Source organism: Streptomyces sp. NPDC000880 (assembly GCF_053599675.1).
The window spans coordinates 1-12,935 of sequence record NZ_JBSFMS010000058.1; the positions used below are offsets into that span (position 1 = coordinate 1).

Sequence of the window (12,935 nt, forward strand, 5' to 3'; positions counted from 1 at the left end):
TCGACACACCCCACCCAACGCCACACGACCGGCCCAGGACACCCCCGGACCGGTCACACCATACGAATCAACGACCCGCGAAGTACGGGACTAGAGGGCGTCCGCGCCCTGGTTACGCAGGGATTGGGCGTACTGCTGGAGCACCCACAGTTCGTTCTGTACGGCCGCGTGGTGCTCGGGGTCGGCGTGCGGGCCGAGGCGGGCGAGGGTGCCCTGGACCTCGCGGATGCGGCGGTCGACCGCGCGCAGCCGGACCTGGACGAGCTGGGTGCCGGCGTAGGTCTCGTCGACCGTCCTGGCGTGCACCGCTTCGACGGCGAGTTCGGTGACCAGGGCGCGCACGGTGTCGTTCGGGGCGGTATCGCGCACGCGGGCGAGGTAGTCGGGGGTGTCCTTGGTGCCCTGTTCGGCGCCGCCGGCCTCGGCGATGGTCTGGCGGACCGCGGCGTAGGGCGGGGCGGTGAACTCGTCCGCGCCGTAGGCGTCGAAGGCCGGGGAGACCAGGTCCGGGTGCTGGAGCGCGAGCTTGAGCAGTTCGCGTTCGGTGCGGTGGGCGGGGCTGCGGAGGTTGAGGGCGGGGCCCGCGGGGGTCTGCGGAGCGGGGTGGTTCTCGTACGACTGCGGAGTACGGGACGGGGTCGCGGGGCCGCGGCCGCCGCGGTCGCGGGCCCAGCGGGCGAGCTGGGCGACCCGCTTGACCACGAACTGCGTGTCGAGGATGCCGAGAATGCCGGCGAGCTGCACCGCCGACTCGTGCTGGATGGCGATGTTCTTGATGCCCGCGACGATCGGCGCGGCCTCGTCGAGCGCGGCGGCCCGGCCCGCGGGCGTCTCCAGATTGTGGCGCTGCACGCTGTGGCGGATCGCGAACTCGAAGAGCGGCGTGCGCGTTTCGACCAGCTTCTGCACCGCGTCGTCGCCCTCGGCCAGGCGCAGTTCGCAGGGGTCCATGCCGCCGGGCGTGATGGCGATCGAGGTCTCGGCGGCGAACTTCTGGTCGTCCTCGAAGGCGCGCAGCGCGGCCTTCTGCCCGGCCGCGTCGCCGTCGAAGGTGAAGATCACCTCGGCGGTGGCGTTGTCCATCAGCAGCCGGCGCAGGATCTTGATGTGGTCGCCGCCGAAGGCCGTGCCACAGGTGGCGATGGCGGTGGTGACCCCGGCCAGGTGGCAGGCCATGACGTCGGTGTAGCCCTCGACGACGACGGCCCGGCTGGTTTTGGCGATCTCTTTCTTGGCGAGATCGATGCCGTACAGCATCTGGGACTTCTTGTAGATGCCCGTCTCAGGGGTGTTGAGGTACTTCGGACCGTTGTCGCTCTCGTACAGCTTGCGTGCCCCGAAGCCGACGACATCGCCCGAGATGTCGCGGATCGGCCACATCAGCCGGCCGCGGAAGCGGTCGATGGGGCCGCGGCGGCCGTCCTGGGAGAGGCCGGAGAGAATCAGCTCTTTGTCGCTGAAGCCCTTCCCGCGCAGAAAGCGGGTGAGGTGGTCCCAGCCCTGCGGGCTGTAGCCGACGCTGAAGTGCTGGGCGGCGGCCTGGTCGAAGCCGCGCTCGGCGAGGAACTTGCGGCCCGTCTCGGCCTCGGGGCTGGTCTCCAGCTGCTCGATGTAGAACTGCGCGGCGATCTTGTGCGCCTCGACCAGGCGGATGCGCTCGCCCCGCTGGTGGGTGGGGTTGTACCCGCCCTCCTCGTAGCGCAGGGTGATGCCCGCCGTCGCGGCGAGGCGCTCGACCGTCTCGGAGAAGGAGAGATGGTCGATCTTCATCACGAAGGCGATGGTGTCGCCGCCTTCCTGGCAGCCGAAGCAGTGGAAGAGACCCTTGCTCGGGCTGACCTGGAAGGAGGGGGACTTCTCGTCGTGGAAGGGGCAGAGTCCCTTGAGGTTTCCGCCGCCGGCGTTGCGCAGCTGGAGGTACTCGGAAACGACGGCGTCGATCGGGACCGCGTCCCGGACCGCCTTCACGTCGTCATCGTTGATCCTGCCTGCCACACGCGGAAGTCTACGGTGGCGCGGTGATACTCCCGTCAGCTGTTGAGGGAAGTGAGCGGTACGGAAGGGTCGGCGAGGGCGTCCGGGTCCACCGGGGCGCCGGAGCGGATCAGCTGCTGGATCGGGTCGGTGACGTCCCACACATTGACGTTCATCCCGGCGAGCACCCGGCGGCCCTTCAGCCAGAAGGCGATGAACTCCCGTTTCCCGACGTCGCCGCGGAGCACCACCTGCTCGTACGAGCCGGGCGGCGCCCAGCCGGAGTACTCCAGGCCCAGGTCGTACTGGTCGGAGAAGAAGTACGGGATGCGGTCGTACGAAACGTCATGGCCGAGCATCGCGCGCGCGGCGGCCGGGCCGCCGTTGAGGGCGTTCGCCCAGTGCTCGACGCGCAGCCGGGACTCCAGCAGCGGGTGGTGGGCGGCCGCGACGTCGCCCGCCGCGTAGATGTCGGGGTCGGAGGTGCGCATTCCGGCGTCGACGGCGATGCCGCCGCCGTGCGCCCGGTCGGCGAGCGCGAGGCCGGCGGCTTCGGCCAGGGCGGCGCGGGGGGCCGCGCCGATCGCGGCTAGGACGTCGTTGGCCGGGTGCTCCTCGCCGTCGTCGGTACGGGCCGAGAGGACCATGCCGTCCTGGCCGGTGATCTCGGTGAGGCGGGCGCCGAAGTGGAAGCGGACGCCGTGGTCGCGGTGCAGTTCGGTGAAGACCTGGCCCAGCTCGGGGCCGATGACCTGGTGCAGCGGGGTGGGTTCCGGTTCGACGACGGTGACCTCGGCGCCGTAGCCGCGGGCGGCGGCCGCGACCTCCAGGCCGATCCACCCCGCGCCCGCGATGACCAGATGGCCGTTGTCGCGGCCGAGCGCCGTGAGCACCTGGCGCAGCCGGTCGGCGTGGGCGAGGCGGCGCAGATGGTGGACGCCTGCCAGCTCGGTGCCGGGGATGTCCAGGCGGCGCGGCTCGGCGCCGGTGGCCAGCAGCAGCTTGTCGTAGTGCAGGACGGTGCCGTCGCCGAGGCGTACGGACTTGGCGTCGCGGTCGACGGCGACCACGGTCTGGCCGAGGTGCAGTTCGACGTTGGCCCGGGCGTACCAGGCGGGTTCATGGACGAAGACGCTGTCGCGCTCCTCCTTGCCCGACAGATAGCCCTTGGACAGGGGTGGCCGCTCATAAGGGTGGTCGCGTTCGTCACCGATGAGGATCACGCGGCCGGTGAACCCTTCGGCGCGGAGGGTCTCGGCGGCCTTGGCTCCGGCAAGTCCACCACCGACGATGACGAATGTCCGATGTGCGTCGACCACTTGATGCCTCCTCTTTGCTTCTACGCTGCGCAGCCTTCAGCGAGCGTCCCGCACGCAGCGATATGGCGGAAGAGGGAGTGACTCCTGGGCGTGTCATCTCGGACGCGCCGCGGGGGCCCTCCCGATTGCTCAGCGGCGGGCCGTGAGCTGGGTGTGCAGGGTGCGGGCGGATGCGTCCGTGAGCGACGCGAGCTGGTCGACGATCACCCGCTTGCGCGCCCGGTCGTCGGGGGCGGCGTCGAACAGAGCACGGAATTGCGGGTCGAGGCTCTCGGGGGCGCGGGCAGTGAGCGCCTCGGCCAGTTCGGCGAGCACGATGCGCTGGTCGGCGCGGAGCGCCTCCTGTTCGGCGCGCTGCATCACATAGCGGTCGGCGACGGCCTTGAGGACCGCGCATTCGTTGCGGGCGGCGCGCGGGACGACCAGCTCGGCGGCGTACCGGGTGAGCCGGCCGGAGCCGTACGTCTGGCGGGTCGCCCCCTCGGCGGCGAGGCAGAAACGGCCGATGAGCTGGCTGGTGGCGTCCTTCAGCCGGGCCTGCGCGACCGCCGAGCCGTCGTAGTGGTGCGGCCACCACTCCTGGTCGATGAGCCGGTCCAGGGCCTCGGCCAGCTCCTGCGGATCGGTGTCCTCGGGTACGTACCGGCCGATCGCCACCCGCCAGATGTCGCTGCGCTCCGGTTCGGCGAGGAGGAGGTTGGGGTCGATATGACCGGCGTGCAGTCCGTCCTCGAAGTCGTGCACGGAGTACGCCACGTCGTCGGACCAGTCCATGACCTGGGCCTCGAAGCACTTGCGGTTGGCGGGGGCCCCCTCGCGAGCCCATTCGAAGACCGGCAGGTCGTCCTCGTAGACCCCGAATTTCACCGAGTCGGGGTCGGTGGGGTGTCCGCCGCGCGGCCAGGGGTATTTGGTGGCGGCGTCCAGGACTGCCCGGGTGAGGTTGAGGCCGACGCTGACGAGCTCGCAGGTCCCCGCGGCAGCGCCGGCTGATGTCGCCGTGCGGTGGACGAACCGCTTGGGCTCGATACGGGTCAGCAGCCGCAGCGACTGGGCGTTGCCCTCGAAGCCGCCGCAGTCCTTGGCGAAGTCGTTCAGCGCCTGCTCGCCGTTGTGTCCGAACGGCGGGTGGCCCATGTCGTGGGCGAGGCAGGCGGCCTCGGCGAGATCGGGGTCGCAGCCGAGCGCCGCGCCCAGTTCCCGTCCGACCTGGGCGCATTCCAGGGAGTGGGTGAGCCGGGTGCGGGGGCTGGCGTCCCAGGCCTGGTTGCGGGTGCCGGGGGTGACCACCTGGGTCTTGCCGGCGAGCCGGCGCAGCGCGGAGGAGTGCAGCACGCGCGCGCGGTCGCGCTGGAAGGCGGTGCGGCCCGGGCGCTTGTCCGGCTCGGGGGCCCAGCGTGCGGTGGCCGCCTCGTCGTAAGCGTCGTCGGGGGCGTCGTCGTATGTGTCGGGGCCGGATGAGGTGGTGCCGGTGGTGCCTGCCATGCACCGAAGGTAACCGGAGCCGGTGGCAGTCGGGCGATGTGGTGGGCTACGCGGGGGCGAGTTCGCGCCGCTGCGTGGCGGACGCAGCGCTCAGGGCCTCGTCGTAGCGGTGCAGCAGCAGCCGGGCCAGGGCCGGGTGCGCGCCGAGCGGGGCGGCGGCGAGGCAGGGCGCGGCGGCGGCGCTGCGGGTGGCGAACAGGCCGGGGAACGCGAAGTAGGAGGCGACGGCGATGCGGTGGCGGCCGCGGGCCGTGAGCGTGCGCAGGGCCGCGGGGACGGTGGGCCGGGCAGCCGACGCGTAGGCGGGAATGACCGGCACTCCGCCGAGGCGCTCGCTGAGCAGTTCCGCGGTGCGCATGGCGTCGGTCGCGGAATCGGAGTCGCGCGAGCCTGCGGCGGCCAGGACCACTCCGGTACTGCGGCTGGTGCCGTCCTCGGGCCGCCAGCCCGCCTCCGCCAGCCGTGAGCAGAGCGCCTCCACCAGGAGGGGATGCGGGCCGAGCGGGGCGGCGACGCGTATGTCCGCGCCGGCAACGGCCGCGGCTGCCTGCGGCAGATCGTGCTTGACGTGGTAGCCGCGGCTCAGCAACAGCGGTACGAGGACGGCGCGGGTTGTGCCGTCCGCACGCCGCTCGCCGTCGAGCGCGGCGAGGGTGCCAGGCAGCAGCGGCTCGTTCAGCTCGATGTGGCCGAGGCGGACGTCGAGGCCGGGGCGCAGCTCGCGGACCCGGTCGAGGAGCTCGGTGACGGTGCGCAGGGCGCGCGGGTCGCGGCTGCCGTGCGCGACGGCGACGAGGGTGGGCCGTTCGGTCGGGGGCATGCGCCTGCGGGTTCCGTTCAGTGTGACGTGGCTGAGTTGGCTGCCGAGCTGGTCGGAGATGCGCAGGAGCAGCTGCGCTGTGCTGTCGAGGGGCAGGGACTCACGGTCGGGTGGCAGGGACTCGCGAAGGTGCGCCGGCTCCGTCATAGACCGATCCTGACGGGCCGAGGTTGCGGGGTCGTTGCGTGAGGGTGACGGGTCTTTTCCATGGGCTCACCGGCGCCCCGGCGGCGCTGTCAGACCTGGCACCTACTGTGATCGACATCGGAACCGGAACTTCGGGGATGCGGTCTCGCCACGGGCTCATGGGCTGGATCGGGACGGAGAGCGGCGGATACGCCATCACGCCGACGGCACAAAGACAACCCGACGGTGTCACCGGACGGCCGGATCGGCATCGGCGCCCGCGTCCGTTCCGTACGGGCGACGGGCGCCCAGTGGCAGGAGCCCCCGCGCGACGCGCTCTGACAGCGGCCGCCGGCCGCGGAGCTCGCCGCCGCGCTCGACGGCCCGCCGACGCCCGCCCGGCAGGCGGCGACCTGCTCCTCCTCGCACAGCCCTGACGCGGTGATCAGGCCGAAGGAGCAACCCGACCGAACCGAACCGGCTCGTTCCGCGTCTGACCAGGCGTGAAGGGACCCCGAACAACAACGCGACTCAAACCACGGCTGCCCCGAACCCGGCGCGCCCAGCGGCGGATCGCGCAGACCGTCATGCTCGCCTGCGTCGTGGCGCTCGCGCCCGCGACCTGGATGCACGCCGTCGCCGACGGCCGCGTCCGCACCGTCGCGCAGGTCCCCGCGCAGGAGGTCGCCGTGGTCTTCGGGGCCGGGCTCTGGAAGGGCCGCCCCACGCCCTATCTCGCGCACCGGCTGGATGCCGCCGCCGAGTTGTACCGGGCGGGCAAGGTCAAGGTCGTGCTTGTCACCGGCGACAACAGCCGCGTGGAGTACGACGAGCCGGACGCCATGCGCACGTATCTCACCGCCCGCGGCGTGCCGGACAAGCGAATCGTCAGCGACTACGCCGGGTTCGACACCTGGGACTCCTGCGTACGCGCCGAGAAGATCTTCGGGGTCCGGCGCGCGGTCCTGGTGACGCAGGGCTTCCACATCCGGCGGGCCGTCGCGCTCTGCCGGGCGGCGGGGGTCCAGTCGTACGGCGTCGGGGTCGCCGAACCCCACGACGCGACCTGGTACTACGGCGGGACGCGGGAGATGTTCGCGGCCGGCAAGGCGGCGCTGGACGCCGCTTTCACGCCGGATCCGCGGTTCCTGGGGGCCGAGGAGCCCGGTGTGAGGGAAGCGCTGGCCGCAGCCGCCAGGTGACACGCGGCGACAGATTCGCGTCGGCATTCGCGGCGCGGGACAGTGAACCGTATGGAAAACGACGTAGCAACCCTGCTCGGCCGGCACACCGAAGCGCTCGCGCTCTTCACCGAACGCGTGCACGCCGTACGGGCCGATCAGTGGGACGACCCGACGCCCTGCACCGAGTGGTCCGTACGCGATCTCGTCAACCATCTCACCTCGGAACAGCTGTGGGTGCCGGACCTGGTGACGGATGGAGCCGGCACTGATGAGGTGGGCGACACGTACGACGGCGATGTGCTCGGCGCCCACCCGCGGACCAGCTGGGACGCGGCCGCGCGCGGCGCGCGGAAGGCGTTCGGCGCGCCGGGGGCGCTGGAGCAGACCGTGCTGCTCTCGTACGGCGAGACCCCGGCGGTGGCGTATTGCGCGCAGATGATCACGGACGCCGTCGTGCACAGCTGGGACCTGTCCCGTGCGATCGGCGCGCCGGAGCGGCTGCCGGACGCGCTGGTGAGCTTCGCGCTCGACGAGGTCACTCCGTACGCCTCGGGCCTGTCGAAGTCCGGTCTTTTCGCCCCGCCCATCGAGCCGCCGCCGGGCGACAGCCACCAGAGCAGGCTGCTGGCGCTGCTCGGCCGCCGCGCATAAGGAGCGCCGCGGGTTCCTCACGGGGCACCCGGGCGCGAGCGGAGCTGGGCGTACCCGGACCGTAATCCGGCGCGCCCGCCCGCGAAACACGGGCGTCCCAGCCTGGCCGTATGTCCGAAACCACCACTGAGGCCGCTGTCCCGGCCACGCCGACCCACTGTCCCTACTGCGCCCTGCAGTGCGGGATGGGTCTGCGCGACGGCCCCGAGGCGGTCGAGGTGGTGGAGCGCCCGGACTTCCCGGTGAACAGGGGCGCGCTGTGCGGCAAGGGCCGTACCGCGCCCGCGCTGCTCTCCTCCCGGGTGCGCCTGACCGAGCCCCTGGTCCGTCGCCCCGCCACAGGCAGGCTCGAGCCGGCCACCTGGGAGGAGGCCCTCAGTACGGTCGCGGCGGGACTGCGGCGTACGAGAACGGTGTACGGCCCCGACGCGGTCGGCGTCTTCGGGGGCGGAGGCCTGACCAATGAGAAGGCGTACTCACTCGGGAAGTTCGCGCGGGTCGTGCTGGGCACCTCGCAGATCGACTACAACGGGCGCTTCTGTATGTCGTCGGCGGCGGCCGCGCACCAGCGGGCTTTCGGGCTCGACCGCGGGCTGCCGTTCCCGCTGGAGGACATTCCGCGCACCGGGTGCGTGATACTCGTGGGCTCGAATCTCGTCGAGACGATGCCCCCGGCGCTCCGGTATCTGACCGAACTGCGGGAGAACGGCGGCAGTTTGATCGTCGTCGACCCGCGCCGGACACGGACCGCCGAACAGGCCGACCTGCACCTCGCGCCCCGGCCAGGGACGGATCTGGCGCTCGCGCTCGGGCTGCTGCACCTGATGGTGGCCCAGGGGCGTACGGACGAAGAGTTCATCGCATCGCGCACGAGCGGCTGGGGCGAGGCGCGGGCCGCGGCGATGGCGCACTGGCCGGAGCTGGTGGAGCGGATCACGGGCGTGGGCGTGCCCCAACTGCGCGATGCGGTGGGGATGTTCTGCGACGCGGAGTCGGGGATGGTGCTGACCGCCCGCGGTCCTGAGCAGCACTCCAAGGGCACGGACACGGTGAGCGCGTGGATCAACCTCTGCCTGGCGACGGGCCGCGCGGGCCGACCGCTGTCCGGCTACGGCTGCCTGACCGGCCAGGGCAACGGCCAGGGCGGCCGCGAACACGGCCAGAAAGCGGACCAGTTGCCGGGCTACCGCAAGCTCGACGACCCGGCGGCGCGTGCGCATGTCGCCCGGGTGTGGGGGGTTGAGCCGGGGACGCTGCCGGGCCCGGGGCGCAGTGCGTACGAACTGCTGAACGCGCTGGGCGGGGACGTGAAGTCGCTGCTGCTGATGGGCTCGAACCCGGTGGTCTCCGCGCCCCGGGCCGGGCATGTGGAGGAGCGGCTGCGCTCGCTGGACTTCCTGGCGGTCGCGGACGTGGTGCTGTCGGAGACGGCGGCGCTCGCGGATGTGGTGCTGCCGGTCACGCAGTGGGCGGAGGAGACGGGCACGACGACCAATCTGGAGGGCCGCGTCCTGCTGCGCCGCCAGGCGGTGCAGGCCCCGCAGGGAGTACGGAGCGACCTGGAGGTGCTGGGCGGGCTGGCGGCTCTGCTTGGCCACGAGAAGGGCTTCCCGGCGGACCCGGAGGAGGTCTTCGAGGAACTGCGCAGGGCGTCGGCCGGCGGCCCGGCGGACTACTCCGGCATCACGTATCGACGGATCACCGAGGAGGACGGGGTGTTCTGGCCGTGCCCCGAGGAGGTTTCGGGAGACCACCCCGGCACGCCCCGGCTCTTCCTCGAACGGTTCGCGACCCCCGACGGGCGCGCCCGCTTCGTCGCCGTGGCGCATCGGGCCGCCGGCGAAGAGGCCGACGAGGCGTATCCCGTGCTGCTCACCACCGGGCGGGTCGTCTCGCAGTACCAGTCCGGGGCGCAGACCCGGCGGGTCGATGAGCTCAATGCCGCCGCCCCCGGGCCCTTCGTCGAGCTGCATCCGTTGCTCGCCGAGCGCCTCGGGGCCGTCGAGGGCGAGCCACTCGCCGTCGTGTCACGGCGCGGGCGCGCCGTCGGGCCCGCCCGGATCAGTGCGGGGATACGGCCCGATACCGTCTTCATGCCGTTCCACTGGCCCGGCGAGGGCCGGGTCAACTCGGTGACGAACCCCGCGCTCGACCCGACCTCGCGGATGCCCGAGTTCAAGGTGTGCGCGGTCCGGGTGGAACGTGCGCACGTGAACGCGCGCACGTGACGTAGGCCTGCGTCAGCTGCTCAGCCGGCCGCACCAGTCGCCGTCCCGGATCCGCGTGCCCTTCGCCCGCAGTTCCCCGGCCACCCCCGGCGCCGCGACGTACACCCAGGCCCGTACGGCCGTGCCGTCCCGGCGCAGGACGTCGCGCGCCACCCGCTCGTACAGATTGCGCGGGTGGCCCGGCACGGCGTACTCCAGATGGTCGAGTACGGCGAGCAGCTCGCCGTACTCCCCCGGAGCCGCGGTCACCAGCTCACCCGCGACCGTGCCGCCGCCGGCGTCGAGGACGGCGTACGGATAGCCGGGGCCCTCGTACAGCACCGCGCCCGCGAGCAGCGCGGGCTCTTCCGTCGCCGTCCGGCCGTGCAGGAACAGATCGTGGTTGCACTCGCCCGGGCGCAGCGTGCCGTAGACGAAGAACGGGAGCTCCCCAGCGGGCATCGTCACGGCTCCATGGTCTCCGCGTCGATCCACGCCAGATACACGGCGCTGCCGTCCACCACCGGCGTCGCGATGATCTCCGGCGTCTCGTAGTCGTGCGCCGCGACCAGATACGTCTCGAGCTCCGCATAGCGGGCCTGCGTCGTCTTGAAGAGGACCTGCCACTCCTCCGCGGTCTCGACCGCGTTCTTCCAGCGGTAGACGGAGGTGATCGGCGCGGAGATCTGCGCGCAGGCGGCCAGCCTGGCCTCCACCGCGCCGTTCGCCAGCTCCTGCGCCTTCGCGGCGCTGTCAGTCGTGGTCAGTACGGTCAGTGCCTGGGTCACTGACGGGCTCCTTCGGGTCGCGGGGTCGGGTCGCAGTCGGTGATGCCACCGTACGCACGGCTGTTGTACAACGTCCCGCCGTCCGTGACGCACACTCCGCGGCGGCGATCATCCGGGCGTAGGGGCGCAGTCGCTCGCCCAGGAGGCTGATCAGCATGGTCCGCGGCCCTCAACCTGCGTACGGGTGGCTGTCCTTGGCTTTCCGCAGGGCGTGCCCCCACCAGGCGAGCTGGTCGAGCATCGTCTTGGCGGCGGCGTCGCAGGCCGCGGGGTCATTGTGCTGCCCCTCGTCGTCGAAGTGGGCGCCTGCGTGGTGGAAGGAGACGGTGTCGCGGACGGTGACTGCGTGCATTTCGGCGAAGACCTGGCGCAGCTGCTCGACCGCGCGCAGGCCGCCGGAGAGTCCGCCGTACGAGACGAAGCCGACGGGTTTGGCCTGCCACTGCGTGTAGTGCCAGTCGATGAGGTTCTTGAGGGCGGCGGGGAAGGAGTGGTTGTACTCGGGGGTGAGGACGACGAAGGCGTCGGCGTCGGCGAGCTTCGGGGAGACCTTGGCCAGTTCGGCGCGGGCGGCGGGGCCGGGGCTGTAGGAGAGGGTGGTGGGCAGGTCGGCGTCGGCGAGGTCGATCAGTTCGACGGTGAAGTCCTCGCGCCCGGCGGCGCGGGAGAGAAACCAGTCGGCGATGACGGGGCCGAAGCGGCCTTCGCGGTTGCTGGAGAGGATGACGGCGAGCTTCAGCGGCGCGGTGTTCTCGGACGCGGTCGCGGTTTCGAGCGCGGTTCCAGACGCGGTTTCAGGCGTTGTGAGGTCCATGAGGATGAGACTCCTACCTCAAGCATGATTGAGGTCAAGTCCATGCCCAGCGAGCGGATACGGTCGGCCGGGGCCCGCCTTCACCCGTTCAGCATGTCTGGGGCCAACAACACCACCTGATCCCCCATCACCGGCGATGACCTGCAACAACGTGCCGCGTCCAGCGCGACACGCTGAGTCGGGCCATCGAATCTGATTGCCCATCAGCAGGCGTGGGTGGCGGGCTGCGCCTTACCTCAAGGAAAGGACGACAGTCGCACCACCGCGCTTCACCGGAGGACCCCCATGCGCACCACCGCCCGCTTGCTGACTGCCACCGCGCTGGCAGCCGCCACGATAGGGCTGGGCGCCCACGGGGCGTACGCCGGGGACTTCGCGGTACTTGAAGCGTTCCCGTCGACCGCCGCGCCGGGCGCCGCCATCACCGTGAACACCACCGCCTGCGGTCCCGGCGGCCACGGCGTCGGAGACGCGCGGTCGCTGGGCGCGGGCGAATTCCGTCTGTCGCCGGGTACGCACAAGGAGGTCGTGATCGGCCGGTTCACGGTCCCGCACCACACCCAGCCGGGGACCTACGCCATCGAAGTGAGCTGCAAGAACGGCAGGCGGGCCACCGGTGACCTCGTGGTGCGGCACCACGACCGGCCGAGCGGCCATGTGCACTCCGGCGTCGGCGGCAGCGTACGCCCCGACACCACCCAGATCGCGGCGGGCGTGGCCGTACTGGCCGCGGCCGCCGTCGGCGGGACCCTGCTCCTGCGCCGCCGGGCGAGCGGCGCGCAGGGCAGCTGACGGGGCCGGTTCCGACCGGCCCCGCGTACCCGCCGTGTCCCCGCTCCCGTCAGGTCCCAGGACCTGACGGGAGCGGGCGAGATGCATCCGGAGGACCGATGAGCGCCAAGGGCAGCGGCTGGGGCATAGCCGTCGCCGTCTGCGCCGGCCTGTGGCTGGTCCAAAACGGCTCCGAGAACGTGACCCCGCCGGTCCCGTCCGCCGCGGAGGCCTTCGCGGCGGGTCCCCACCAGCACACCGACGCGGCCGCCGACCCGCTGCCACCGTCGCCGCCGGTACGTCTGCGCATACCCGCGATCAGGGTCGACGCCCCGGTCACGCGCCTGGGCCTCGACAGCAAGGGCAGCCTGGAGGTGCCGCCGGCCGCCGACCGCAACCTCGCGGGCTGGTACCGGGACGGCACATCCCCCGGCGCCAAGGGCACGGCGATAGTCGCCGGCCACGTCGACAACGCCAAGGGCCCGTCTGTCTTCTACAGCCTGGGTGCGCTGAAGAAGGGCCACCGGATCGAGGTCACCCGGCAGGACGGCCGTACGGCGGTGTTCACGATCGACGCGATCGAGGTGTACGGGGCGGCCGCGTTCCCGGACGAGAAGGTGTACGGGTCGAGGGGCCGGGCGGAGCTGCGGGTGATCACCTGCGGGGGCGGCTTCACGAAGAAGACGGGCTACAAGGGGAATGTGGTGGCGTTCGCGCACCTGATCGGGGTACGGCCGCCGCCGGCGTGATGGTCCGCAGTACGGCGCCGATCCGCTCGGCCGGAACATGCTGCCGG

The 12,935-nt window shown here is 71.9% G+C and carries 12 protein-coding genes; 5 read left to right on the plus strand and 7 right to left on the minus strand.

Annotation, left to right across the window (positions count from 1 at the left end):
* Nucleotides 1-90 precede the first annotated feature (90 nt).
* The 4 genes from dnaG to ACWDO5_RS19975 all read right to left on the minus strand — a co-directional run bounded on the left by dnaG (nt 91) and on the right by ACWDO5_RS19975 (nt 5,745).
* Nucleotides 91-1,995: a DNA primase gene (gene dnaG / locus ACWDO5_RS19960; RefSeq protein ID WP_450531655.1), complete on the minus strand. Its 1,905-nt coding sequence runs from the start codon at nt 1,993-1,995 to the stop codon at nt 91-93.
* Nucleotides 1,996-2,030: 35 nt separating this feature from the next.
* Nucleotides 2,031-3,293, minus strand: coding sequence for an NAD(P)/FAD-dependent oxidoreductase (locus ACWDO5_RS19965; RefSeq protein ID WP_450531656.1), 1,263 nt, complete (start codon nt 3,291-3,293; stop codon nt 2,031-2,033).
* A 129-nt stretch (nt 3,294-3,422) separates the two neighbouring features.
* Entirely contained in the window at nt 3,423-4,778 is a 1,356-nt protein-coding gene (locus ACWDO5_RS19970) for a deoxyguanosinetriphosphate triphosphohydrolase (protein ID WP_450531657.1), read from the minus strand.
* A gap of 46 nt (nt 4,779-4,824) precedes the next feature.
* Nucleotides 4,825-5,745 (minus strand): sirohydrochlorin chelatase, encoded by a 921-nt coding sequence (locus ACWDO5_RS19975; protein WP_450531658.1) that lies wholly within the window; start codon nt 5,743-5,745, stop codon nt 4,825-4,827.
* 566 nt (nt 5,746-6,311) lie between these two features.
* Between ACWDO5_RS19975 and ACWDO5_RS19980 the strand changes: the two genes are divergently transcribed.
* From ACWDO5_RS19980 to ACWDO5_RS19990, 3 genes are all read left to right on the plus strand, one after another.
* Nucleotides 6,312-6,926 (plus strand): SanA/YdcF family protein, encoded by a 615-nt coding sequence (locus ACWDO5_RS19980; protein ID WP_450531659.1) that lies wholly within the window; start codon nt 6,312-6,314, stop codon nt 6,924-6,926.
* A 51-nt stretch (nt 6,927-6,977) separates the two neighbouring features.
* The gene (locus ACWDO5_RS19985) at nt 6,978-7,559 is read left to right on the plus strand and encodes a TIGR03086 family metal-binding protein (RefSeq protein ID WP_450531660.1); all 582 of its coding nucleotides are present in this window, start codon (nt 6,978-6,980) and stop codon (nt 7,557-7,559) included.
* Nucleotides 7,560-7,669: 110 nt separating this feature from the next.
* Nucleotides 7,670-9,787 carry a molybdopterin oxidoreductase family protein gene (locus ACWDO5_RS19990; RefSeq protein ID WP_450531661.1) on the plus strand — a complete coding sequence of 706 codons (2,118 nt, stop codon included), beginning with the start codon at nt 7,670-7,672 and terminating at the stop codon, nt 9,785-9,787.
* 12 nt (nt 9,788-9,799) lie between these two features.
* On the opposite strand, the gene ACWDO5_RS19995 is transcribed toward ACWDO5_RS19990, so the two are convergent.
* The 3 genes from ACWDO5_RS19995 to ACWDO5_RS20005 all read right to left on the minus strand — a co-directional run bounded on the left by ACWDO5_RS19995 (nt 9,800) and on the right by ACWDO5_RS20005 (nt 11,368).
* Nucleotides 9,800-10,228, minus strand: coding sequence for a gamma-glutamylcyclotransferase family protein (locus tag ACWDO5_RS19995; RefSeq protein ID WP_450531687.1), 429 nt, complete (start codon nt 10,226-10,228; stop codon nt 9,800-9,802).
* A gap of 2 nt (nt 10,229-10,230) precedes the next feature.
* Nucleotides 10,231-10,554 (minus strand): divalent-cation tolerance protein CutA, encoded by a 324-nt coding sequence (gene cutA, locus ACWDO5_RS20000; protein WP_450531662.1) that lies wholly within the window; start codon nt 10,552-10,554, stop codon nt 10,231-10,233.
* Between the two features lie 169 nt (nt 10,555-10,723).
* Nucleotides 10,724-11,368, minus strand: coding sequence for an NADPH-dependent FMN reductase (locus ACWDO5_RS20005; protein WP_450531663.1), 645 nt, complete (start codon nt 11,366-11,368; stop codon nt 10,724-10,726).
* A gap of 285 nt (nt 11,369-11,653) precedes the next feature.
* Between ACWDO5_RS20005 and ACWDO5_RS20010 the strand changes: the two genes are divergently transcribed.
* Together ACWDO5_RS20010 and ACWDO5_RS20015 are read left to right on the plus strand one after the other, a co-directional pair.
* On the plus strand, nt 11,654-12,160 hold the full coding sequence (locus tag ACWDO5_RS20010) for a hypothetical protein (RefSeq protein WP_450531664.1): 507 nt from the start codon (nt 11,654-11,656) through the stop codon (nt 12,158-12,160).
* 98 nt (nt 12,161-12,258) lie between these two features.
* Nucleotides 12,259-12,888 (plus strand): class F sortase, encoded by a 630-nt coding sequence (locus ACWDO5_RS20015; protein ID WP_450531665.1) that lies wholly within the window; start codon nt 12,259-12,261, stop codon nt 12,886-12,888.
* The last annotated feature ends 47 nt before the right edge of the window (nt 12,889-12,935 follow it).